We start from the raw sequence: 23652 nt of genomic DNA, 5'->3' as shown, positions 1-23652 counted from the left end.
ATTTTGATGACTTCAGACCACCTGATGAAAAAGGAGATATTGTATGACTAAGATAAAAAAAGCAGTAATTCCCGCAGCAGGCTTAGGAACACGTTTCTTACCTGCGACTAAGGCAATGCCGAAAGAAATGTTGCCGATTTTAGATAAGCCGACCATTCAATATATTGTTGAAGAAGCCTATCGTGCAGGAATTGAAGACATTATTATCGTGACAGGTAAGCATAAGCGTGCCATCGAAGATCACTTTGATAATCAAGTCGAACTTGAAAACAACCTCAGAGAAAAAGGTAAAACAGATTTGTTAGAGAAAGTTCAACGCTCTACACACTTAGCCAATGTATTCTACGTCCGTCAGCGTGAACAAAAAGGGTTAGGTCATGCGATTTGGACAGCACGCCAATTCATCGGCAATGAACCTTTTGCGGTCTTATTAGGTGACGACATTGTAGAATCTGATACACCTGCAATTAAACAATTGATGGATGTTTATGATGAAACAGGCAAATCAGTCATTGGTGTACAAACCGTTCCAGAAAAAGAAACACATCGTTATGGCATTGTGAAACCTGAAAAACAAAATGGCCGTTTATATGAAGTAGAGAAATTCGTCGAAAAGCCTGCACCAGGCACAGCACCCTCTAATCTAGCAATTATGGGGCGTTATGTTTTAACACCTGAAATCTTTGATTATTTATCAACACAAGATAAAGGCAGCGGCGGTGAGATCCAACTTACAGATGCGATTGAACGATTAAATCGTGACGATGAAGTCTATGCTTATGACTTTGAAGGCCATCGCTTTGATGTGGGTGAGAAAATCGGTTTCGTTAAAACAACGATTGCTTACGCATTAAAAGACGAAGAAATGAAAGATGAAATCAAATCATATATCCAATCTTTAGATTTATAAAATTACGATTTCAAAACAGAGGATGTTAAGTGACATCTTCTGTTTTTTTATGCACAAAATAGGTGGAATCCGTTATAGATTAACAACTTAGGGTATATTAATAATGAATAGGTTGATACTAAACTTTATCAAGAAAGAAGTGAAGTTTTATGTATAATAACATTTTAGTACCGTATGATTTCGGTAATGCGTTTAACAATGTACCAGACCAATTAGAAGCTTTAACAAAAAATAATGATCAAGCCAAAATCACAGTGTATCATGTCATTTCTGAAACAGAACTTGCGAACTATGTGCGTTATCAAAACAAACATTTTGAAGAAGTAACAAAAGAAAAAGAAGTAGATATGAAACCATTTATCAAAGAACTTGAAGACAGAGGCTTGAATTATGAAATTGTCTTTACAACAGGTAGTCCAACGATTGAAATTTTAGATGAGTTAGAAAAAAATCATTACGACATGGTGGTAATGAGTAACAAACGTTCTCGTGTTGAAATTAAGCACGTGTTAGGTCATGTGACACACAAAGTCGCAAAACGTTCTAACACACCTGTCTTAATTGTTAAATAACTGTATAATGTATTCATTTTAAAGATGAGGAACCGCTTCGGCGGTTTCTTTTTTACATTTCTCGTCTAAAAAGGGGTAGAGGTTTAAAAAGGGGAGGTAGATCCATGAACCTATTAAAATATCAAGATTGGAAAAATGAACAACAAACGCTGCATTTAATCGCACAAATACTCGGTAAATATAAGCTTGCGTGTGCTTATCAAGCACCGCAATGGGAGCATATTACGTTAACGATGACACCAGAAGGCTTTACAACAGGCTTACTGTATTATGGTGAAAAGTACTTCTCAATCAGCGTCAACGTCTTAGATGACCAAATTGAAGTACGTGTGAATGAAGATATGACCACATTCCCGCTACAAGATGGCAAAACAGTCCAAGACTACTACAAACAAATCACAGGCACTGTTAAAGCGTTTGATATTGAAGTTGAACTCAATCCTAAACCTCAAGAAGTGTCAGATACGACACCTTTAGATGAAGATACGACACATCATCATTATGATCATGATAAAGTCGTGCAAGCTGTACAATTGATGCAGTATGCTAACCGTGCTTTAGAACGCTTTGTGACCCCATTACGTGCCCGTGTAGAAGGTCCAGGGTTATTCTGGGGTACCTTTGATATATCCGCATTAGTGGTCTATAACGATATGTATGAGACGTTTAAACCAAGACAAGTCATTGAATACGGCTGTTTTGATGAACGCTTTGTGGAATTCGGCTTCTGGTTTGGTGATGACAACTTTGAAGGGCCAACCTTCTTTGTCTTACCTTATCCATTTGTGGATGCAGACTTTACGTATGAAGGACAATTGCCTGAAGGAGCTTATTTCAGTCAACAATTAACAGAATTTGTTTATGAATTGAAACAAGGTACTTTAGATGAATTAGATGTGATTAATGAAACGTTCAAACGCGGCTTTGAAATTTTCACCAAACATCAAGGCTGGGAAGGAACATCCCATTATACCATTCCAATGAATATGCCGAAGAATGACTTGTCAGATTATGAGGCATAGCGCATCTGCCGGTATTTCGCTATAATGAATGCACATGTGAAATTTCAGCTAAGAAGGAGCGAACATAGCCATGATTGAAATGGACGGCATTGTAGCCAAAATGAAAAATCAAAAAATCAATTATGATAGAGTCTTGAAGAAAATGATACAACAATGGGAACGCTCAGAGGAACGTCCTAAAATTTTGTTGCATAGTTGTTGTGCACCTTGTAGTACGTATGTATTAGAGTTTCTGACGCAATATGCGGATGTGGCAATATATTTTGCGAATCCGAATATTCATCCGAAGAAAGAATATGAACGCCGTGCTTATGTGCAAGAACAGTTTATTAAAGATTTTAATGAACGCAATGAGACGACGGTGCGTTATATCGAAGCACCATATAAACCGCATGAATTTATGAAGATGGCAAAAGCACGCGGTGTGATGGATGAACCAGAAGGCGGTTTACGCTGTACCGCATGTTTTGAGATGCGTTTAGATATGGTGGCAGAAGCGGCTGTTAAATATGGTTATGACTACTTCGGCAGTGCATTAACTTTGTCACCTAAGAAAAATGCACAGTTGATTAATGAATTAGGATCAGAAGTTCAAAAGTTATATGATGTTAATTATTTACCAAGTGACTTTAAAAAGAATAAAGGATATGAACGTTCACTTGAAATGTGTCGTGATTATAATATTTACCGTCAATGTTATTGTGGCTGTGTCTTTGCGGCGCAAGCACAAGGTATTGATTTTAAAGAAGTCAATAAAGCTGCGCAAGCTTTCTTTGATGAACTTGAACAAAATGAATCGACACAATCTTAAAATGACAAAGCGCCTGATAGTGCAGGTACTAAAACAGTACTTGCGTTATCAGGCGCTTATTGTTTATTTTAACTTGTGATGAATGTCATTGACTAAACGTTTGTGTTTCATGTATGGCAAAAACATAAAAAAAGAGAAGGTCTGGGGAAACCTTCTCTTCGTTACAGTGAGTTTAGAAATGACGGGGAATCATTTCTAGTACTTGTAATAACAATATCAATTTTAAGGAGTTTACTCAATGTTCCATACACTCAGGGGAAAGTGTATGAGAACGAACCATTTAGTATATTTCTATAAGAGTTCATCAATATAACTGGTTATCATGCTTATTACTTACTTTGCCTACAATTTTTAAGGAGTGGTTTGAGCAAGTATGACGTTCAGATGTTGAATCCTCTGTCATCCAATCTATCTGTATCATGTATGCTCAACGTTTGAATATACTTACGACTCATTTTTAGAGATTAGCTCTTGCATTTGTTTCATATTGTCGGGGCACATCATTTCATTTAGCTGCTTACGAAAGTTGGGAGTATACAAGTAAATGGTTGGGGAGCCACTTACTTAATAGTGCAGCTGTTTTGAAATGTTGTTTACTTGATGTATCAGGGGAAACACATCAAAGTTCAATATGATACAAATGTGTCAGCTTCGAATATAGGATGGGGTAATCCTGGATTCGACTTCGCTTATATGAGAACTCACCTCCTGAAATATACTAAAATTGATACATGTTTCTTTCGGATGCGGGGAACATCGTTAAAGAAATATGCAGCAACACGACAGAAATCCTACCACGGTATTCCTGCCAATGAAATTTCTAAGTTGTTGTTCTGAGATGTACTCGTTCACTGTAAAGCGTCGCATTATCATAAAATAATGCCGCCAAATTAAAATTTTAAATAGATAGCGTTGTCAGAAGCGCTCATCTATCTGCTGTTCATGTCTCAGGGGTCTCTAGAACAACATTATCGCTTGAAACAACTTTGTTATCTATTTCACATACTACAATAACATGACTTGTGAGTAAAATCACTAAATATGGTGCATAACTTTTTAGAGTTGTGACGTTATTGTGAAACTGTACGGTTTACTGTTGCATTATGTAAGCGCTGTACCACCACAGAAATATTGTATGCAATAGGGAGAAATGGTGTTTCTTCCTATTTAAATAGCAGTTCAGCCTTGTTTGTATAGGGAACGCAAGGGTAGAATAAATATAAAGGCAATCATCATTGAATGAAGGGAAGGATACGACAATGACAATTAAAGTGAAACGTATTTATGATGATAAAGCAGAAGATGATGGTGTACGTATATTGGTGGATCGTGTATGGCCACGCGGTATTTCAAAGGAAAATGCCAACTTAGATGAATGGTTGAAAAAGATTGGACCTACTAAAGCATTAAGAGAATGGTTCAATCATGATGCAGATAAGTTTGAAGATTTTAAAAAGAAATATATTAAAGAACTTGAAAATAATGATGAACAAAATGAGGAATTAAAAACACTCGAAGGCATGGTCAAAGATGCGCGTAAAGATATTATTATTTTATATGGTGCTAAAGATGAAAAACATAATCAAGCAGTGGTCTTACAATCTTATTTAAAAGATCAAGGTTATAAATAGGAAGATAGCATACAAAAAAATGAGAATTGAATATTTATCGCAGCAATCCAGCAAGGTATATAACGCTTTGTTGGATTGTTTTTATTTTGCAATTAAATCTTTACTGTTCTAATACACAGTGTGAAGAATATAACACTTAATCTAACAGAGTCACATCCTTGTCACATGTTTATTAAAACGGTTTCATAATTTAGTGATTTATTTCACAAGTCACGTTATAATAATATGTGAAAAGGTGAACAAACAATAAACCTAAAATACACATTATCCATGGAGGGATATCAATGATTGAACCAAAATCAAAAAAACAATCAGCATGGGCAGGATTTGAAACTGGCAAATGGACTTCAGAAGTGGATGTTAGAAACTTTATTCAATTGAACTACACAATGTACAATGGCGACTCTTCATTCTTAGAATCACCAACACGTGCAACAAGTGATCTTTGGAAACAAGTTATGGAATTATCTAAAGAAGAACGTGAACGCGGCGGCATGTGGGATATGGATACGAAAGTTGCTTCAACAATCGTGTCACATGATGCAGGTTACTTAAACAAAGACATTGAACAAATCGTAGGGGTTCAAACTGAGAAACCATTTAAACGTTCAATGCAACCATTCGGCGGTATTCGTATGGCTAAAGCTGCATGTGAAGCTTATGGTTATGAATTAGATAAAGAAACTGAAAAAATCTTTACTGATATTCGCAAAACACATAACCAAGGTGTATTCGATGCTTACTCTAAAGAAATGTTAGCTTGCCGTAAAGCAGGTATCATTACAGGTTTACCAGATGCATACGGTCGTGGACGTATTATCGGTGACTATCGTCGTGTAGCATTATATGGTGTTGACTACTTAATTGAAGAAAAAGTAAAAGACTTCAATAACATGTCTACTGAAATGGATGAAGGAACAATCCGTTTACGTGAAGAATTATCTGAACAACACCGCGCTTTACACGAATTAAAAGCAATGGCTGAAATGTACGGTTATGATATCAGCAAACCAGCAACAAACTTCAAAGAAGCAGTTCAATGGTTATACTTCGCTTATTTAGCAGCCATCAAAGAACAAAACGGTGCAGCAATGAGTTTAGGACGTACATCAACATTCCTAGACATTTATGCAGAACGTGATTTACAAAACGGTGACATCACTGAACGTGAAGTACAAGAAATCGTGGATCACTTCATTATGAAATTACGTCTTGTGAAATTCGCAAGAACACCTGACTACAATGAATTATTCTCAGGCGACCCAACTTGGGTAACTGAATCAATCGGTGGTGTAGGTATTGACGGACGCCACATGGTAACTAAAAACTCATTCCGTTTCTTACACACATTAGATAACTTAGGACCAGCACCAGAACCAAACTTAACTGTTTTATGGTCACAACGTTTACCAGAAAACTTCAAAACTTTCTGTGCTGAAATGAGTATCAAATCAAGCGCTATCCAATACGAAAACGATGACTTAATGCGTGAAAGCTATGGCGATGACTATGGTATCGCATGTTGTGTATCTGCAATGCGTATCGGTAAACAAATGCAATTCTTCGGTGCACGTGCCAACTTAGCGAAAACGTTACTTTATGCGATTAACGGCGGTAAAGATGAAAAATCAGGCAAACAAGTTGGACCAGAATTTGTACCGATTACTTCAGAAATCTTAGATTATGATGAAGTTTATGCGAAATTTGATCAAATGATGGAATGGTTAGCAGGCGTTTATATCAACTCTCTAAACATCATCCATTACATGCATGATAAATACAGCTACGAACGTATCGAAATGGCATTACATGATACAGACGTAATACGTACGATGGCAACAGGTATCGCAGGTTTATCTGTAGCTGCCGACTCACTTTCAGCAATCAAATACGGTGAAGTACGCACTATTCGTAACGAAGAAGGTTTAGCAGTAGACTTTGAAACAACTGGCGACTTCCCTAAATACGGTAACAACGATAAACGTGTAGATGATATTGCTGTAGAATTAGTAAAATCATTCATGAAAAAATTACGTAAACACAAAACTTACCGTGATTCAGAACACACTATGAGTGTCTTAACAATCACTTCAAACGTAGTATATGGTAAGAAAACGGGTAATACACCAGATGGACGTAAAGAAGGCGAACCATTCGCACCAGGTGCTAACCCAATGCACGGTCGTGACGAACACGGTGCTTTAGCATCATTATCATCTGTTGCGAAAATCCCTTATGAATACTGTAAAGATGGTATCTCTAATACATTCAGTATCGTACCTAAATCATTAGGTAAAACAGATATGGAACAAAACCATAACTTAGTTTCTGTATTAGATGGTTATGCAATGCAACAAGGTCACCACTTGAATATCAACGTATTCAACAGAGACACATTATTAGATGCAATGGAACATCCTGAAGAGTATCCACAATTAACAATTCGTGTATCTGGATACGCAGTAAACTTCATTAAATTAACAAGAGAACAACAATTAGATGTTATCTCAAGAACATTCCACGAAAGAATGTAATTAAGGTAAGAGCCGCATACACTGCGGCTTGATACCTATTAGAAATAACAAAGTATGACGTATAAAAATAAGAGTAATATGGATCATGAAACAAAAAGAAAGGACGATTATTATGGAAGGAAGAATTCACTCAGTAGAAAGTTTAGGGACAGTTGACGGGCCAGGACTTCGCTACATTATATTTACACAAGGGTGTTTATTAAGATGCCTGTACTGTCACAATCCTGATACTTGGGGGTTGACTGACGCATCCCGTAAAGCGACGGTTGACGAATTAGTGGATGAAATCCTTCCTTATCGCCCTTACTTTACGGTTTCCGGTGGAGGCGTCACAATCAGCGGTGGCGAACCTTTACTACAAATGCCATTCATAGAAGCGTTATTTAAAGAATTGAAAAAAGCAGACATTCACACATGTATTGATACTTCGGCAGGTTGTGTGAATGAGACTCAAGCTTTCCTTTCCCATTTAGATAATTTGCTTGAGTATACTGACTTGATATTGCTTGATTTGAAACATATTGATAACGAGAAACATATCGCATTAACAGGAAAACCTAATGAACATATTATTAAATTTGCGAAGATGTTGTCTGATCGCAAACAACCGGTTTGGATTCGTCACGTACTTGTTCCAGGCTATACAGATGATGAAGCAGATTTAATTAAACTCGGCGAATTTATTAATTCACTAGAGAATGTCGAACGCTTTGAAATCTTGCCTTATCACCAATTAGGTGTGCATAAGTACGAAGCATTAGAACTTGAGTATCCATTAGAAGGTGTTGTCGAACCGACAACTGAAGAAGTCGTACGTGCATACGATTTAGTTAACTTTAAAGGTATCACTCCAGTGAGTGTATAAAATATTAAACAGGCGCTTAGAATTATTCTGGGCGTCTGTTTTCACTATCCATCGATTGACATGAAGTGACATTCTTTTTTAACATAATAGTGTTGTTCAAATCTAGATACCAGTTTTGAATTAAACGACTTAGTATTAGGGAAGAGATAACTAAGTCGACAATATAATATTTCACAACCATTCAAGGAGGGCATACTATGTTTGAAAAATTATTAACATCACTTGGTGTAGGGGCATTAACAGTTGAAACACGCTTAGAAAAAGATGTGTTTGACGCTAATGAATTAATTTCAGGGAAAGTTGTTTTAAAAGGCGGAGATGCGGATCAACAAATCTCTAAAATTAAACTTTCTTTAATCGAACACAAAGAAAATGAAACAGAACACAGTGACTTTGATGAAATGGAAAATATTTTACAAGTCTATGAAATTAATAGTGAACAAGTGATTGAAGCAGATCAAACTGTGGAAAAATCATTTGAATTTCCGCTTGAAAAATATAAATTCCAAAATAACACAGATGCATTGACACTCAGAACTTATGTCTATATTGATAACGGTGCGGATGCAGAAGAAGACGCTGAAATTACTATTAAATAAGACAGATGTTTCGTATAAAAATAACACCGCATTCCTTATCGAAGTGTTGCGCTTAGGATAAAGGAATGCGGTGTTTTTAGTTTGTTTTTGATGAGTCCTAGTATCGGTAGGATTATCTTGAAATACGGATGATAACTTTACCAGTCGCATGGCCTTGTTGAAGATATTCTAGTGCTTTGTCTACTTCTTCAAAGTCAAAGGTAAGGTCGAGGACCGGTTTGATTTTATGTGCTTCTACCAGTTGTCTGATTTTGTTTAATTGTGCGCGGCTATCATGTGTAAAGATAAAGTGATAGGCTGCGTGATGTTGTCGTGCAGTACGTTGAATTTTACGTGACGCAAAGGTTAATAACAGACGTTTCCAAAAAGAGAGTTTTAAATCTTTGGCAGTTTGTGCATCCGGAATACCGTTGATCGACACGACTTTACCTAAGGGTTTTAAAATCTTAAATGCGGAAAGTAAATTGTTACCGCCTAATGTATCAAAGACACCGTCATACTCTTTGAGTACCTCTGTAAAATCTTGATGTCGGTAATCGATGATATGGTCAGCACCGAGGTCTTTCACTAATTCATGATTTTTACGACTGGTTGTTGTGGAAACATAAGCACCTAAGACTTTCGCAAATTGAATCGCAAAGGTACCGACCCCGCCGGAACCTGCTTGAATGAGGACTTTTTGACCTCTTGTTAAATGCATGACATCATTTAAAGCTTGGTAGGAAGTTAGACCTGCCATCGGAAGAGAAGCGGCCTCTTCGTAACTTAGGTGGTTCGGCATTGCGGCGATTTGATTTTGTGTTGCGGTAATGTATTCGGCGAAGGCACCGGCTTTTAAACCATAGACATTGTCACCGATTTGAAATGCGGAGACATGTTTGCCGACTTCTACAATTTCACCCGCAAAATCATGCCCCATAATATAAGGTGTTTTATAGTTGAAGAAGAGGCGCATTTTACCGCCTTGCGCTATTTTAAAATCGACCGGATTTACACTGGCCGCATGTATTTTAATTAAGACTTGATCATCTTTGATTTTAGGTCTTTTAACTTCTTTTAATTCTGCTTTGGCATGTTTGCCGTATTTTCTGTTGATGATTGCTCGCATTTTCTTTTTTGCCATACTCTTCACACTTCCAATTTCTCATTTACTTTATTATACACCTACTTTCCCTAGAAATAAGCACATTAACCTATGTTTCATAAGGTTGTGAAAAGATGTCATTTAGATATTTATCGCAAAATATTTCATTTGATTTTGTCCTGTTTTCTATTCATTTCATTCTCGTTTTGATGCTGCCTCGTGGTAAAATATAAGTAAGCAAGTGTCACAAAGCACAGATGAAAGAGAATAATTGAAGGAGTGGCAAAAATTATGAGAATGGTGGATTTAATCGATAAGAAAAGAGACGGCAAGGCTTTAACGACTGAAGAAATTAATTGGATGATCGAACATTATACCAATGGCGACATTCCAGATTATCAAATGTCGAGTCTTGCGATGGCAATTTATTTCCAAGATATGAATGATGAAGAGCGTGCGGCTTTAACCATGGCTATGGTTCATTCAGGCGACGTGATTGATTTATCTAAAATCGACGGCATCAAAGTCGATAAACACTCTACAGGCGGTGTAGGAGATACCACAACATTAGTACTTGCGCCATTAGTTGCGGCGGTCGGTGTACCGGTTGCGAAAATGAGCGGACGTGGATTAGGACACACGGGTGGTACGATTGATAAGTTGGAAGCGGTAGATGGCTTCCATGTGGAAATCTCAGAAGATGAATTTATTCGCTTAGTGAATGAAGATAAGTTAGCGGTTATTGGCCAGTCTGGCAACTTAACACCTGCGGATAAGAAAATTTATGCGTTGCGTGATGTAACAGGAACAGTAAACTCTATTCCGTTAATTGCTTCATCCATTATGAGTAAGAAAATTGCGGCTGGTGCGGATGCGATTGTCTTAGATGTTAAGACAGGGAATGGCGCATTTATGAAAACGTTAGATGATGCAAAAGCATTGGCGCATGCGATGGTTAAAATTGGTAATAATGTCGGCAGACAAACAATGGCTATTATTTCTGATATGAGCCAACCACTAGGCAATGCGATTGGTAATGCGCTTGAATTACAAGAAGCCATTGATACCTTACGCGGTGAAGGACCAGAAGATTTAACTGAATTAGTGATGACGCTTGGTTCTCAAATGGTCGTGCTTGGCGGTAAAGCTGATACTTTAGATGAGGCACGTACATTACTGAAAGAAGCGATTGAGAGCGGCGCAGCTTTAGATAAATTCCGCACATTCTTAGCTAATCAAGGGGGTAATCCTGAAGTAGTAGATCATCCCGAATTATTACCTCAGGCTAAATACCAAATTGATATCCCAGCCAAATCTAGCGGTGTCGTTACTGAAATTGTGGCGAATGATATGGGGATCGCATCTATGATGCTGGGTGCAGGTCGTCAAACTAAAGAAGATGAAATTGATTTAGCTGTTGGCTTAGTCCTCCATAAGAAAGTCGGAGATAAAGTTGAAACAGGCGAAAGCCTAATGACTGTATATAGTAATACAGAATCAATCGATGATGTGAAAGCTAAAATCTATGATAATATTACGATTGCACAAACAGGTGAAGCACCAACATTGATTCATACGATGATTACAGAATAATAATTGAAATAAAGAAAGATAGGAGCGAGTGAGTATGACAACGCCATTTAAACGTGTACATTTAATTGTGATGGACTCTGTAGGTATCGGAGAAGCGCCAGATGCGGCCGCTTTCAATGATGAAGGCAGTCACACATTAAAACATACATTAGAAGGTTTTAAACAACAATTACCAAACTTAGAGCGTTTAGGATTAGGTAATATTGAATCTTTACCTGTAGTGAATAAAGTAGAACATCCTGAAGCCTTTTATACAAAGCTAAGCGAAGCGTCTGTCGGTAAAGACACAATGACAGGGCACTGGGAAATTATGGGCTTAAATATTATGCAGCCATTTAAAGTTTATCCAGAAGGCTTCCCTGATGAATTAGTTCAAGAAATTGAAGACATGACAGGACGTAAAATTGTGGCTAATCGTCCAGCATCAGGGACACAAATTATTGATGAGTGGGGCGAACACCAAATGAAGACAGGCGATTTAATCGTCTACACTTCAGCTGACCCTGTGCTTCAAATTGCGGCACATGAAGATATCATTCCTTTAGAAGAGTTATATGATATTTGTGAGAAAGTCCGTGAATTAACGAAAGACCCTAAATATTTAATCGGTCGTATTATTGCGCGTCCTTATGTGGGAGAACCAGGCAACTTCACACGTACTTCAAATCGTCACGACTATGCTTTGAAACCATTTGGCCGTACGGTGATGAATGAATTGAAAGACTATGATTATGATGTCATCGCGATTGGTAAAATCAATGATATTTATGATGGTGAAGGTGTTACGAAAGCAATCCGTACGAAAAATAATATGGATGGTATGGATCAACTGATTGATGTCGTTAAACATGACTTTACGGGTATCAGCTTCTTAAACTTAGTTGACTTCGATGCATTATATGGCCATCGTCGTGATAAAGAAGGTTATGCGCAAGCTATTAAAGACTTTGATGAACGTTTGCCTGAACTGTTTGATCATCTGCAAAAAGATGATTTAGTAATCATCACAGCAGACCATGGTAACGATCCAATTGCGCCTGGTACTGATCATACGCGTGAATATATTCCAGTATTGTTCTATAGTCCGAAGTTAAAAGATAAAGCACATGAATTAAGCGGAGATACGACATTCAGCTCTATTGGGGCAACGATTGCAGATAACTTTAATGTACCTATGCCTGAATTTGGTCGCAGTTATCTATCTGAACTCGGTGTTGACTCTGAATAGTGGATATTAAATATTAAATAAACAGAAAAATTTAGACATAAAAAATAACGTTCTATCCAATAGAAGGATGGAACGTTATTTTTATACGTATAATGGTTAATTATGAGTTGGATGTGCGTTTGTCACCAATATGAATTCTTTGATCTCCGTCTTTAATCCAACCTGCATTACGACACACTTTATAAAGCAAGTAGCTGACAATCGCAGGTAATGCAATTTGGAAGACCCCGATTAAGATCCAAGTTTGAAGTGAAGCGCCCATTGTGTTGATTGTCATAATTTGTCCGATAAAGCCGCTCGTTCCCATACCAGCACCTGCCGCATTATTCGTCATTGGGAAGAGTGTGGTCATGATTGGTGCGACAATCGCACTTGCGAGTGTCGGTGGAATTAGAATGGCCGGATTCATTAAGATGTTCGGCACTTGCAGCATACTTGTACCGATACCGACTGAAATTACACCGCCGACACCATTGTCTTTGTAGCTTGTGACCGCAAAGCCAACCATTTGTGCACAACATCCAATCGTTGCGGCACCTGCAGCTAGACCTGATAAATCTAACATTAAAGCTAAGGCGGCACTAGAAATCGGAGCTGTTAAAGCTAAACCGAAAATAACTGCGACTAAGATACCCATGACAAGTGGACGTTGATCTGTCGCAAGCATAATCATTTTACCGAGGGATACCATAAAGTCATTTAAGAATGGTCCGATAAACTTAGCAACGGCACCCCCGATAATTAATGTAAGCAATGGTGAGATGATAATATCAATTTTTGTTTTAGCGGCATAAAAACGACTTAATTCTGTTGCTACTAATGTTGCGACAAAGGCACCAACTGCACCGCCGCCGAATTTATCATAACCGAGCGAGCCGACAATAATACAAGAGAAGACCACTAACGGCTGTGCACCTAAACCATAAGCAATAGCACCCCCGATTGCAGCACCTGTTAAGCCCATCGCAACGGTACCGATATCAGATAAGAAATGTAAATTTAAAACAGGAAACAAAGTTTGTTTACCGATAGTTTGTAAGATTAAACCGATAATAAGTGAACCAAATAAGCCTAAGGTCATATAACTTAGACCTTGAATAAACCAACGATGTAGAAGTTTTTTCATTTAGGATTTCACCCTCCAATTATTTGTCATTAGTATAGCATAAATGCAACTGCAAAAAAGATTGTTATTTTGAATAACACATCATTGTTAAAAGAAATAAACAAAAGTCATATGCTTAACAAGCGGGTTAACGAAAGCAAGTTATAATTATAAGATAAGTGGTATATATAATGTATGAGATATTTTAGAACGGGGGCAGAGATAATGGATAAGTTATGGCAGCAAAATTTACCGATTTCAGGTATTAAAGATATTGTTCCAGTGACAGGCGGTGACGTGAACGATGCCTATCGTATTGATACCGAACACAATGAAACATTCTTCTTATTAGTACAACCGAATAGTTCTTATGATTTCTATGTGGCAGAGGCAGAAGGATTAAAAGACTTTGAATATGCGGATATTACTGCACCGCGTGTCATTGCGAATGGCGAAATTAATGGAGATGCGTATTTAGTATTAAGCTGGTTAGAAGAAGGACCACGCGGCAGCCAAGCAGAACTCGGCAAGTTAGTCGCAAAACTACATGATTTCCATAATCCTGATAAACGTTTTGGTTATGATCATCCTTATGAAGGCAGAGATATTTCATTTAATAATGAATGGACGGATTCTTGGAAAGAAATTTTTGTCAATCGCAGATTGGATCATTTACGAGAAGTCGTTGTTGAAAAAGGATTATGGGACGTTAATCAATTGAATAAGTTCGATAATGTACGAGAAGTCATTGTACAGGCTTTAGATAACCACAAAAGTAAACCTTCTTTATTACACGGTGACTTATGGGGCGGCAACTATATGTTTTTAGAGAGTGGTGAACCGGCACTCTTCGACCCAGCACCGATGTATGGGGACCGTGAATTTGATTTAGGCGCAACGGCTACCTTCGGCGGTTTCTCAGAAGAATTCTATGAAGCTTATGATAAAGCATATCCTTTAGATGAAGGTGCGTATGAACGTATTGAATTCTATAAATTCTATTTACTGTTAGTACATTTAGTAAAATTCGGTCCAATGTATGAAGGCAGTGTAGATGCGTCAATGGATAAAATTTTAAGTGATGCGAACTTATAAATAGGTATTATAGCGGCTTGCTGATGAAGTAGGTCGCTTTTTCCTTACATAGTGAGGGTAGAATTTTACTCCTTTGACCATTTGCAGCTTAAAAAGTGTTAATTTATAGGTAAGTCTAAAAATGGGGTGAGAATAATGTCAACTAAGATTAAAGACCTTGAGTTAGAAGCATCTGAGTTAACAAGAACAACACATCAACTAGGGATTCCAGTGATGATTCTATTCGAGGGTGTACCCGCAGCAGGGAAAACACGTCTGTCTAATGAATTACTATTGACTTTGGATGCGAAATACTCAAGCTTTATTGCTACAGCATCACCGACACCAGAAAATTTGCGCTACCAATTCTTACAAAAGTATTGGAACACTTTACCGGGCAAAGGTGATATTAATATATATTTCCGTAGCTGGTATTCACACTATATCGATTACAAAGTAAATGGAATTAAACATTTACAATATAAAGATTATCATGTGCTGCGTGATCAAATTGATGGTTTTGAAACGATGCTTGAAAATGACCAGTATGAAATTATTAAGTTCTATATTGAAATTGATGAAAAAAAACGCCAAGAACACATCAGACAAACAAAAGAAAATCCATTAACAAGATGGAAAGCACAAGAATATGAAAATGTTATTCCGGATGATATTTATCTTGAAGAAATGCATGAAATTCTGAAAGATCCATCACAAAAAGATTGGAAGATTATTGATTATACAGATGGAGAAGCGGCAACCATTTCAATGTATGAACACATTATTAAACGACTTAAAAAAGCTATTAAAGCGTATCATGAACGTGTTCAAACACGGGATGGCCTGTTTACTGCAGACTATACAACCGATGTATTTAATAATCCGTTAGACAAAGTCAGCAAATCAGACTATAACGCACAAATCGAAAAACTCCAAGCACGTATGTTAGAGATTCAATTTGCGTTATATGAACGAAAAATACCATTGATTTTAGTGTTTGAAGGTATGGATGCGGCAGGTAAAGGCGGTAATATTAAACGTATCCGTGAAAAATTAGATCCAACTGGTTATGAAGTCAATGCGATCAGTGCACCGACAGATGTTGAACTTGCGCATCAATACTTATGGCGTTTCGCACGAGATATGCCGCGTACAGGACACATTGAATTCTTTGACCGCAGCTGGTATGGCCGTGTACTGGTTGAACGTGTAGAAGGATTTGCGACAACAGATGAATGGCAACGTGCTTATCATGAAATTAATGACTTTGAAAAAATGTGGACAGATGAAGGCGCGATTATCTTAAAATTCTTCTTGAGTTTGGATAAAGATGTTCAATTAGAACGTTTCAAAGCCAGAGAAGAAAATCCAGATAAACAATGGAAAATTACAGATGAAGACTGGCGAAACCGTGAAAAATGGGATTTATATTTAGAAGCCAGTGCGGATATGATTCAAAAAACAAATACTGCAAACGCACCATGGTATGTTATTCCAGCTGATCATAAGAAAACAGCACGTATTGCGGTATTAAAACGTATTATTAAAACATGTGAAACTGCGTTGTGGGGCGTACATCACGATTAATAATTGATATAATTGAGGGCATATAAACAATAAAAACATCAATGATTGATGGATAGAAGAGGAACAATCGCAAAAAGGGGGAGGAAAAGTAATGGCGAGAAATTATTCTAGAACCTATTATTTTCATCATGTGGAACATCGCAAAATTCAAAAAAGTTCTAAGAAAACACTGTGGTTATCATTAATCATCACGCTATTCTTTACATTAGTTGAATTTATAGGAGGTCTCGTGTCAAACTCATTGGCACTTTTATCAGACTCCTTCCACATGCTGAGTGACGTATTAGCACTAGGGCTATCAATGGTCGCAATTTATTTATCCAGTAAGCGGCCGACAGACCGTTTTACATACGGTTTCTTAAGATTTGAAGTCATCGCAGCTTTCTTAAATGGTTTAGCACTTGTGGTCATTTCACTATGGATTTTTTATGAAGCAATCATGCGTATGATTTTCCCAAGAGAAATCGAAAGCGGCTTAATGTTAGTGATTGCGGTGATTGGTTTAATCGTTAATATTGTATTAACGTGGTTACTGTATCATTCGTTAAAATCTGAAGAGAATATCAATATTCAAAGTGCGCTTTGGCATTTCTTTGGTGACTTATTAAACTCTGTGGGTGTCATCTTGGCTGTTATTTTAATTAAATTGACAGGCATCCAAATGATTGACCCGATTTTAAGTATTGTGATTTCAGCAGTATTATTAAATGGCGGTTATAAAATTTTAAAGAATGCATGGATGATTTTAATGGAATCTGTACCAGACGGTTTAGATGTGGATCAAATTATGACAGATATGAAAAAAGCAGAACATGTATTAGATGTACATGAATTCCACTTGTGGAGTGTTACTTCTGATCAATACTCATTATCTGCGCATGTGGTTTTAGATAGTAAAGATAGCCAAGATGCTTATCGTATTATCAACCAACTTGAACAATTATTAAAAACAAAGTATGGTTTGCATCATACAACGTTACAAATTGAACATTTAGATTTGAACCATTTGGATGAGAACTATTTTGAACAATTTGAGCATGAAAAAGCATAATTATGTGTGATTTAATTGTCTTTAGGGTAATATAGTAAATACGGTTATAAATTTCAACCGTTTGTTTAGTTGAGATAAGACAAAACATAACTAAAGGAGGCTATATTATGGCTGAAGAGAAAAAAGGTTCAATCCAAGGACGCGTTGTAGATGAAACGAAAGAACAAGCGAAAAAGCAAAAAGAAAAATTAGAAAAGAAAAACGAAGATAAATAATAAAAAACGGGCAGCCATTAAGGTTGCCCGTTTTTATATGATTAAAATTGTTTAGCGAATTGTTCTGCGTTTTGGATAGCATTCAATTTAATTTCTTCAGCGTTTTCGGGTTCAGCGTTGTGACCTTCAATTGCGATTAAATCAATATTTGGTACGCCCATGAAAGCAAGAATAGTGCGGATATAGCGATCGCCTAATTCAAAGTCAGCAGCGGGTCCTTCACTGTAGTAACCGCCACGTGATTGAATATGCAAGGCAGCTTTATCTGTTAATAAACCTTGTGGGCCTTCTGCAGTGTATTTGAATGTTTTACCAGCAACTGTTACTGCATCGAAGTAACGTTTCACAGCTGGTGGGAATGATAAGTTCCACATTGGTGTAACGAAAACGTATTTATCTGCTGCAACGAATTGATCAACAAGTTCTGTTAAACGATTTACTTTTTGTTGTTCTGAATCTGTTAATGTTTCGCCTGACTGTAATTTACCCCAACCTGAAAATACTTCAGCATCGATTTCAGGTACATATTCTTTAAACAAGTCGATGTGAACGACTTCATCATCTGGGTGTTCAGTTTTATATTTGTCGATAAATGATTTTCCGACTGCCATTGAGTTAGAAACCATTTCGTTAAGTGGGTGAGCAGTAATATATAAAATTTGTGACATTAATTATCATCCTTTTTCATGTAATTTAAGATATATTTATTATACTTGATACAATTACTATATGTAAAGAGGAAAGTTTTCACTTTCAGTGCATTGTATAAATAGGTAGATTTCGTGAACAAGCAAGTTTAAGGTGGAGCACGCGCTAACGTTAGGCGTATAATACGTTTGGAAATGAAGCCTAGAGGTGAAGTCATGAAAAATTTTGTCATTGGTACATTATTATTTTTATTAGTCATCGGTTCAGGGTTGTATACGATTGAAGCAGAAATACAAAATGATGCGAAAGCTGCCGCAACACAAAAACATAAAATGAAAGGTATTACTACAGAGAAGCAGTTGAAAGCATTCTTCAATGATCCGAAGAAAACAGAAGCACAAAAGTTAGGTGCATACGAAACAGCTGTAGAAAACAAAGTTATTCCACGTAGTCCGCATTTTCAAAGTGCAGACGCGGCATATAAAGAATCTATGGATTTGAAACATCATAAGCAATAATAAAATAACATCATCATTTACAGTGCATAATAGGCTTTGTAAATGATGATGTTATTTTAAATGTAGCAAGTTTTTAATTTCATCTAGTGAAGGAAGTTGTTGCATGTATGATTCAAGGTGCTGAAGCAAGGATTGGTTATCTGACCACTGTTGAATTTGACTTAAGAAAGTGCCGTTAAATACTTGGCCGTAGAAATGTAGAAAGTTCTCTAAATAATGACCTTCTTGCCACACCTTGTAAGTGCCGATGAGTGCTAAAACAAAAATGATTCCTTTAAATACATTCCACATCGTCTTTCTCCTTAAAAATAGTTTGTTATCTAATTAATTGTATAATATTTTTATTCTGATTGCTAGTGAGCACATTGCTCTATATGTATATTGAAAACCATGTTATAATGGATGAAATTCACAGCATGAGTCGAACTGAATTAGGAGGTTTATAAATGGGGAAATGGAAATCACGGTTATTTACTGTACTTGGTGTCGTTCTTATTTTAGCGGGCATCTTTATGGTATTTAAACCACAAATCAATCAGTTTATTACAGGTAAAGAAAATGAAGCGAAAATAGAACAATATGATAAACAACAAGCCTCAAAAAAACAAGAGAAGAAAGAAGTACCACAAGTTCCTAAAGATAAATCACAATTAGTGGGATATATAGATATTCCGAGTGTAGATATTAAAGAAGCGGTTTATCCAGGTGAAGCAACACCTGAACAGTTGAACCGAGGTGTGAGTTTGGCTGAAGCGGATGAATCACTCGATCAACAAAATATAGCGATTGCTGGACATACCAATACTTCTGGTAATTATCAATTTACGAATTTACACAAAGTAAAGAAAGGTGCGAAAGTTACTTTTAAAGTAGGTAATGAAACTCGCAAATACAAAATCACTGATATTAGAGGTGTAAAGCCTAGTGAGGTCAGTGTATTGGATGAACATAAAGGAAAAAAAGAGCAATTAACATTAATCACATGTGATGATTATAATCCGCAAACTGACGAGTGGGAAACACGTAGTATTTATACTGCCGAAAGAGTTGCGTAATTGAAAAGACCTGAGACAATTTTAAACTGTCTCAGGTCTATTTTTATGTTTCTACTATTATGCTTCTAATTTTTGCGTGATTTGTTCAGCTGTATCCTCAGGTAAATTACTGTGATCTATTTCAAAACCTAAATCTTGAATCATACGATAATCCATTTCATTAGGTTGACCACCTGTAATTAAGTAATCTCCAACGAAAATTGAGTTGGCCGCTAGGAGTGCTAAAGGTTGGAGTGATTGTAAATTGATTTCACGTCCGCCTGCGATTCTAATTTCTTTAGTTGGATTAATCAAACGGAAAAGGGCGATAATACGTAAGCATTTCATTGGTGTAAGTTCGTCCATTTCTCCGAATTTTGTACCTTGAATAGGATGTAAGAAGTTAATTGGAATACTGTCCGCATCAATCTCTTTTAAAGCAAATGCCATATCAATTCTGTCTTGATTCGTTTCACCCATACCGCAGATTACTCCAGAACAAGGTGAAATATGATGTGCTTTCATAATTTCAACAGTATTAACTCGTTCTTCATATGAATGTGTTGTAACGACTGTATCATGATAATTTTCACTTGTGTTTAAGTTATGGTTATAACGGTCAACCCCAGCATCTTTTAAACGTTGTGCTTGGTCATCGTTTGCGATACCTAAACAAGCACACACTTTCAATTCAGGGTGTGTTTGTTTGATTTGTCTTACAGATGAAGTAATATGATCCACTTCTTTATCGCTAGGACCACGTCCGCTCATCACAATACAATAAGTCCCGATTTGATGTTCAGCAGCTGCATTTGCGCCTGCCACAATATCATTTTCTGGAATTAATGCATAACGATCTTTACGTTTCATATCTCTTGATTGACCACAATATCCGCAGTCTTCCGGACAAATACCACTTTTCGCATTTAAAATCATGTTCAGTTTTACTTTCTTTCCATAGTAATGCTTACGAATAGCATAAGCTTCATCTAATAACGTCATCGTATCAATCGTATCATCTGTATATATATTATAAGCTTCTTCTTTAGTTAGTGATTTACCATTTAAAATATCTTGAGCAATGTTCATAATAAAGCTCCCCTTTACAGTGAAATTCAGTATGTAAACTTATTGATATTATTAGTTTACATTTATAAAAGGGGATATGCAAGTGAAGCATGGATGGAGAAAGAGGTGTTCTTATACATTTATATGAGTGAAGGGATAGCTGAGAAAAATAAAAAATACAGTAACAGCATTGAAATGTGTCTAAAATGTGTCTGAATTGTGACGTATATGAAGTGAATATTTTTAATGTAAACGCTTTATATTTAGCTTTAATTAAGAAACTATAAAGCGAAAAAGCACAAATTTCAGTAATAATTTATAAAAAACTAATCCATTTAGTTCAATTGAATAGTGCAATTTAGACCGTTTAGCAGACTGTTTTTTATTAATACATTTATAAAATTAATCAAAAAATTACATTCCGCTAATTATGTGTTATAAAAATGAGTGGTTCAACAAAATTTACACAAAATAAATAAATAACAATACAAAGTTGTTTGAAATTGTGGTACTCTTTATTTACACTAGTTTTTTGAAAACTCAGGTAAGTGGTAAACAATATACGTAACAATTGGACAAGGGAAAATTTTTAATTTTTGAAAGGGGTTATATCTTAATATGAGAAATAATTCACATTCGCGAGGGTTTGACGCAAGACGTCAAAACAAATATTCGATTCGTCGTTTTACTGTAGGCACAGCTTCTATCATCGTTGGAGCAACTTTGTTGTTCGGAATCGGAAATGAAGCAAGAGCTGCAGAAGGAACGAGTGACTCTTCAAGCAACCAAACGTCAGGTAGTTCGACAAGTGATCCGGCAGCACAACCAACTGAAGGGACTGCACCAACTCAAGAAACACAAACAAATACAGTTGACCCAACGGTTGACCAACAAGTACCACAAACTGATACAAAAACTGCAGACGCACCAACAACTGGTGAAACTGTAGCACCAGAACAAAATACAACTACTAATGAAACTAATACAAGCACCGCATCAGATGCCCCTCAACAAGACACTTCTTCACAATCTGCATCTTCAACTGATACAGCAAGTATTACAAAAGATACATCAACACAAACATCATCTGATTCAGCTAATACAACAGCTTCTACAACACAAGAAAAATCAAGTGCAGATACATCTTCACAATCATCAACTTCAAACAAAGTAGATGCGCCTACGACTTCTACACAAGCACCAAGTACATCAACACAAGAAAAATCAGCAGGTACTACAAGTACTTCAACTGATACGTCTGCTCAAACAGCTGACGCACCTGTAACGTCTCAAGGAACAACTGACCAAACGGTTGATAAGTCTACAGTTGATTCAAGTACTAATCAAAGTACAGTTTCAGCAACTGAACCGACTCAACAAGTTGTTACAGCTGCTGATTCAAACGCAACTACAAGTACTACTCAAGATACATCTTTACAAGCAAATGATTTAGCAACACAGGCAGGCGTTACAAGTGCTGACTCACCAGAACTAGCAACATACAAATTATTGCAACAATCTTCTGACAATAAAGATGCAAATACAATTCAAACAACTGCTGAAACAACACCAAGTTTACGTACATTTAGTTTAATGTCAGCACCAACAACCTTTGCAACATTAGCAGCTACTTCAGGAACAAATGTAAATGATTTAGTTACGATTTCAAATCCTACTATTTCAGAAACTACTATTGACCCTAACCAAAACGGTAACTTCCGTTTAGATGCAAACTATACAGTCAATGGCGCGGTAAAAGCTGGTGATTATTTCACAGTACAAATGCCAACGTATGCAAATATGGATGGAGAATTAGATTACACAAATGCCAACAATCAATTTACAACAGAGTTAAAATCGCCTTCTGGATTTGTAATCGCTGATGGTGTCTATGATACAACAACTAAAACATTAACATATACGTTCACTGATTGGGTTAATGATAAAGAAAATATTTCAGAAAGCTTTAGTTTAGCGCAATTTGCTGATCGTGATACTGCACAAAAAGCAGGAACTTATCCGTTAAATTATAATTTAGCTGGTGAAACATTTAATACTCAAATCACATACGCGTATGATAAACACAACTATGGTAATTATCCAGCAACGATTGGCTCAATGATTACAAATGTTGATGCAACAAATACAACAAATGATTTTACTAATGTGGTATATGTCAATCCTGCTGATGAAAACTTAAGCAGAGCGGTTCTTACTATTGGACCAAATGATTCTAATAGTAATGCATTAGTTGGTTTTGATTATACAACTTTCCATATTTATTAAGTACCAGATCCTAGTCAGTTAACGGATAGTTACGATTTTAATACTGCTGGCTATACAGACTTAGCCCCAAGTTTCCAAAATAACGGAAGTATTTATACAAATGCAGCCGGGGATATGGTTATTAATTTTGGTGCTATTGATACACCTTATGTTGTAGTTATGGATTCAAAATTCGACCCAACATATAGTTCAGATTTAACAACTAGAGCAACTCTAG

The 23652-nt window shown here is 36.6% G+C and carries 21 protein-coding genes and 1 pseudogene; 17 read left to right on the top strand and 5 right to left on the bottom strand.

Features of this window, described 5'->3' with window-relative positions:
- Window positions 1–43 precede the first annotated feature (43 nt).
- The 8 genes from galU (at window position 44) to ACFCT9_RS07890 (ending at window position 8944) form a co-directional block, all read left to right on the top strand.
- A complete protein-coding gene (galU, locus tag ACFCT9_RS07925; protein WP_412518376.1) occupies window positions 44–910 on the top strand; it encodes a UTP--glucose-1-phosphate uridylyltransferase GalU in 867 nt (288 codons plus the stop codon).
- A gap of 149 nt (window positions 911–1059) precedes the next feature.
- Window positions 1060–1482, top strand: a complete 423-nt coding sequence (locus tag ACFCT9_RS07920; RefSeq protein ID WP_412518374.1) for a universal stress protein — start codon at window positions 1060–1062, stop codon at window positions 1480–1482.
- 104 nt (window positions 1483–1586) lie between these two features.
- Complete coding sequence (locus tag ACFCT9_RS07915; protein WP_412518372.1) at window positions 1587–2504, top strand: DUF5996 family protein; 918 nt, start codon at window positions 1587–1589, stop codon at window positions 2502–2504.
- Between the two features lie 70 nt (window positions 2505–2574).
- On the top strand, window positions 2575–3315 hold the full coding sequence (locus ACFCT9_RS07910; protein ID WP_412518370.1) for an epoxyqueuosine reductase QueH: 741 nt from the start codon (window positions 2575–2577) through the stop codon (window positions 3313–3315).
- Between the two features lie 1259 nt (window positions 3316–4574).
- Entirely contained in the window at window positions 4575–4946 is a 372-nt protein-coding gene (locus ACFCT9_RS07905) for a DUF488 domain-containing protein (protein ID WP_412518368.1), read from the top strand.
- Between the two features lie 284 nt (window positions 4947–5230).
- A complete protein-coding gene (gene pflB, locus ACFCT9_RS07900) occupies window positions 5231–7480 on the top strand; it encodes a formate C-acetyltransferase (RefSeq protein WP_412518367.1) in 2250 nt (749 codons plus the stop codon).
- A gap of 109 nt (window positions 7481–7589) precedes the next feature.
- Window positions 7590–8345, top strand: coding sequence for a pyruvate formate-lyase-activating protein (gene pflA / locus ACFCT9_RS07895; protein ID WP_412521635.1), 756 nt, complete (start codon window positions 7590–7592; stop codon window positions 8343–8345).
- Between the two features lie 197 nt (window positions 8346–8542).
- Window positions 8543–8944 (top strand): sporulation protein, encoded by a 402-nt coding sequence (locus ACFCT9_RS07890; protein ID WP_412518366.1) that lies wholly within the window; start codon window positions 8543–8545, stop codon window positions 8942–8944.
- Between the two features lie 112 nt (window positions 8945–9056).
- Here ACFCT9_RS07890 and ACFCT9_RS07885 read toward each other — a convergent pair whose 3' ends face one another.
- Window positions 9057–10067 (bottom strand): NADP-dependent oxidoreductase, encoded by a 1011-nt coding sequence (locus ACFCT9_RS07885; RefSeq protein WP_412518365.1) that lies wholly within the window; start codon window positions 10065–10067, stop codon window positions 9057–9059.
- Between the two features lie 252 nt (window positions 10068–10319).
- On the opposite strand from ACFCT9_RS07885, the gene ACFCT9_RS07880 reads away from it, so the two are divergent.
- Window positions 10320–11621, top strand: a complete 1302-nt coding sequence (locus ACFCT9_RS07880) for a pyrimidine-nucleoside phosphorylase (RefSeq protein ID WP_412518363.1) — start codon at window positions 10320–10322, stop codon at window positions 11619–11621.
- Between the two features lie 34 nt (window positions 11622–11655).
- Window positions 11656–12849, top strand: coding sequence for a phosphopentomutase (deoB, locus tag ACFCT9_RS07875; RefSeq protein ID WP_412518362.1), 1194 nt, complete (start codon window positions 11656–11658; stop codon window positions 12847–12849).
- 100 nt (window positions 12850–12949) lie between these two features.
- On the opposite strand, the gene ACFCT9_RS07870 is transcribed toward deoB, so the two are convergent.
- The gene (locus ACFCT9_RS07870; RefSeq protein WP_412518360.1) at window positions 12950–13975 is read right to left on the bottom strand and encodes a PTS transporter subunit IIC; all 1026 of its coding nucleotides are present in this window, start codon (window positions 13973–13975) and stop codon (window positions 12950–12952) included.
- 204 nt (window positions 13976–14179) lie between these two features.
- On the opposite strand from ACFCT9_RS07870, the gene ACFCT9_RS07865 reads away from it, so the two are divergent.
- The 3 genes from ACFCT9_RS07865 to ACFCT9_RS07855 all read left to right on the top strand — a co-directional run bounded on the left by ACFCT9_RS07865 (window position 14180) and on the right by ACFCT9_RS07855 (window position 17666).
- Window positions 14180–15049 carry a fructosamine kinase family protein gene (locus ACFCT9_RS07865; RefSeq protein ID WP_412518359.1) on the top strand — a complete coding sequence of 290 codons (870 nt, stop codon included), beginning with the start codon at window positions 14180–14182 and terminating at the stop codon, window positions 15047–15049.
- A 135-nt stretch (window positions 15050–15184) separates the two neighbouring features.
- Complete coding sequence (locus ACFCT9_RS07860) at window positions 15185–16615, top strand: phosphate--AMP phosphotransferase (protein WP_412518358.1); 1431 nt, start codon at window positions 15185–15187, stop codon at window positions 16613–16615.
- 91 nt (window positions 16616–16706) lie between these two features.
- Window positions 16707–17666 (top strand): cation diffusion facilitator family transporter, encoded by a 960-nt coding sequence (locus ACFCT9_RS07855; protein ID WP_412518356.1) that lies wholly within the window; start codon window positions 16707–16709, stop codon window positions 17664–17666.
- Between the two features lie 256 nt (window positions 17667–17922).
- On the opposite strand, the gene ACFCT9_RS07850 is transcribed toward ACFCT9_RS07855, so the two are convergent.
- On the bottom strand, window positions 17923–18549 hold the full coding sequence (locus ACFCT9_RS07850; RefSeq protein WP_412518355.1) for an FMN-dependent NADH-azoreductase: 627 nt from the start codon (window positions 18547–18549) through the stop codon (window positions 17923–17925).
- 195 nt (window positions 18550–18744) lie between these two features.
- On the opposite strand from ACFCT9_RS07850, the gene ACFCT9_RS07845 reads away from it, so the two are divergent.
- Window positions 18745–19047 carry a hypothetical protein gene (locus tag ACFCT9_RS07845; RefSeq protein WP_412518353.1) on the top strand — a complete coding sequence of 101 codons (303 nt, stop codon included), beginning with the start codon at window positions 18745–18747 and terminating at the stop codon, window positions 19045–19047.
- A gap of 51 nt (window positions 19048–19098) precedes the next feature.
- Here ACFCT9_RS07845 and ACFCT9_RS07840 read toward each other — a convergent pair whose 3' ends face one another.
- The gene (locus tag ACFCT9_RS07840) at window positions 19099–19338 is read right to left on the bottom strand and encodes a hypothetical protein (RefSeq protein WP_412518351.1); all 240 of its coding nucleotides are present in this window, start codon (window positions 19336–19338) and stop codon (window positions 19099–19101) included.
- A gap of 155 nt (window positions 19339–19493) precedes the next feature.
- Here ACFCT9_RS07840 and srtA point away from each other — a divergent pair, with 155 nt between their 5' ends.
- Window positions 19494–20102 carry a class A sortase SrtA gene (gene srtA, locus ACFCT9_RS07835; RefSeq protein ID WP_412518349.1) on the top strand — a complete coding sequence of 203 codons (609 nt, stop codon included), beginning with the start codon at window positions 19494–19496 and terminating at the stop codon, window positions 20100–20102.
- A gap of 57 nt (window positions 20103–20159) precedes the next feature.
- On the opposite strand, the gene bioB is transcribed toward srtA, so the two are convergent.
- Window positions 20160–21170 (bottom strand): biotin synthase BioB, encoded by a 1011-nt coding sequence (gene bioB / locus ACFCT9_RS07830; protein ID WP_412518347.1) that lies wholly within the window; start codon window positions 21168–21170, stop codon window positions 20160–20162.
- 597 nt (window positions 21171–21767) lie between these two features.
- On the opposite strand from bioB, the pseudogene ACFCT9_RS07825 reads away from it, so the two are divergent.
- Window positions 21768–21911, top strand: a pseudogene (locus ACFCT9_RS07825) (YSIRK-type signal peptide-containing protein); the annotation flags it as partial.
- Between the two features lie 831 nt (window positions 21912–22742).
- Entirely contained in the window at window positions 22743–23435 is a 693-nt protein-coding gene (locus ACFCT9_RS07820; RefSeq protein ID WP_412521634.1) for an Ig-like domain-containing protein, read from the top strand.
- The last annotated feature ends 217 nt before the right edge of the window (window positions 23436–23652 follow it).

This window comes from Staphylococcus simulans (assembly GCF_047037175.1).
GTDB classification, from domain to species: domain Bacteria; phylum Bacillota; class Bacilli; order Staphylococcales; family Staphylococcaceae; genus Staphylococcus; species Staphylococcus simulans_C.
This window is presented reverse-complemented; position numbering and strand designations above follow the sequence as displayed.

Excerpts from the sequence above, each read along its gene's own strand:
- galU (WP_412518376.1), top strand. The coding sequence starts at position 44 with ATGACTAAGATAAAAAAAGCAGTAATTCCCGCAGCAGGCTTAGGAACA.
- ACFCT9_RS07920 (WP_412518374.1), top strand. The coding sequence starts at position 1,060 with ATGTATAATAACATTTTAGTACCGTATGATTTCGGTAATGCGTTTAAC.
- ACFCT9_RS07915 (WP_412518372.1), top strand. The coding sequence starts at position 1,587 with ATGAACCTATTAAAATATCAAGATTGGAAAAATGAACAACAAACGCTG.
- ACFCT9_RS07910 (WP_412518370.1), top strand. The coding sequence starts at position 2,575 with ATGATTGAAATGGACGGCATTGTAGCCAAAATGAAAAATCAAAAAATC.
- ACFCT9_RS07905 (WP_412518368.1), top strand. The coding sequence starts at position 4,575 with ATGACAATTAAAGTGAAACGTATTTATGATGATAAAGCAGAAGATGAT.
- pflB (WP_412518367.1), top strand. The coding sequence starts at position 5,231 with ATGATTGAACCAAAATCAAAAAAACAATCAGCATGGGCAGGATTTGAA.
- ACFCT9_RS07890 (WP_412518366.1), top strand. The coding sequence starts at position 8,543 with ATGTTTGAAAAATTATTAACATCACTTGGTGTAGGGGCATTAACAGTT.
- ACFCT9_RS07885 (WP_412518365.1), bottom strand. The coding sequence starts at position 10,067 with ATGGCAAAAAAGAAAATGCGAGCAATCATCAACAGAAAATACGGCAAA.
- ACFCT9_RS07880 (WP_412518363.1), top strand. The coding sequence starts at position 10,320 with ATGAGAATGGTGGATTTAATCGATAAGAAAAGAGACGGCAAGGCTTTA.
- deoB (WP_412518362.1), top strand. The coding sequence starts at position 11,656 with ATGACAACGCCATTTAAACGTGTACATTTAATTGTGATGGACTCTGTA.
- ACFCT9_RS07870 (WP_412518360.1), bottom strand. The coding sequence starts at position 13,975 with ATGAAAAAACTTCTACATCGTTGGTTTATTCAAGGTCTAAGTTATATG.
- ACFCT9_RS07865 (WP_412518359.1), top strand. The coding sequence starts at position 14,180 with ATGGATAAGTTATGGCAGCAAAATTTACCGATTTCAGGTATTAAAGAT.
- ACFCT9_RS07860 (WP_412518358.1), top strand. The coding sequence starts at position 15,185 with ATGTCAACTAAGATTAAAGACCTTGAGTTAGAAGCATCTGAGTTAACA.
- ACFCT9_RS07855 (WP_412518356.1), top strand. The coding sequence starts at position 16,707 with ATGGCGAGAAATTATTCTAGAACCTATTATTTTCATCATGTGGAACAT.
- ACFCT9_RS07850 (WP_412518355.1), bottom strand. The coding sequence starts at position 18,549 with ATGTCACAAATTTTATATATTACTGCTCACCCACTTAACGAAATGGTT.
- ACFCT9_RS07845 (WP_412518353.1), top strand. The coding sequence starts at position 18,745 with ATGAAAAATTTTGTCATTGGTACATTATTATTTTTATTAGTCATCGGT.
- ACFCT9_RS07840 (WP_412518351.1), bottom strand. The coding sequence starts at position 19,338 with ATGTGGAATGTATTTAAAGGAATCATTTTTGTTTTAGCACTCATCGGC.
- srtA (WP_412518349.1), top strand. The coding sequence starts at position 19,494 with ATGGGGAAATGGAAATCACGGTTATTTACTGTACTTGGTGTCGTTCTT.
- bioB (WP_412518347.1), bottom strand. The coding sequence starts at position 21,170 with ATGAACATTGCTCAAGATATTTTAAATGGTAAATCACTAACTAAAGAA.
- ACFCT9_RS07820 (WP_412521634.1), top strand. The coding sequence starts at position 22,743 with ATGTCAGCACCAACAACCTTTGCAACATTAGCAGCTACTTCAGGAACA.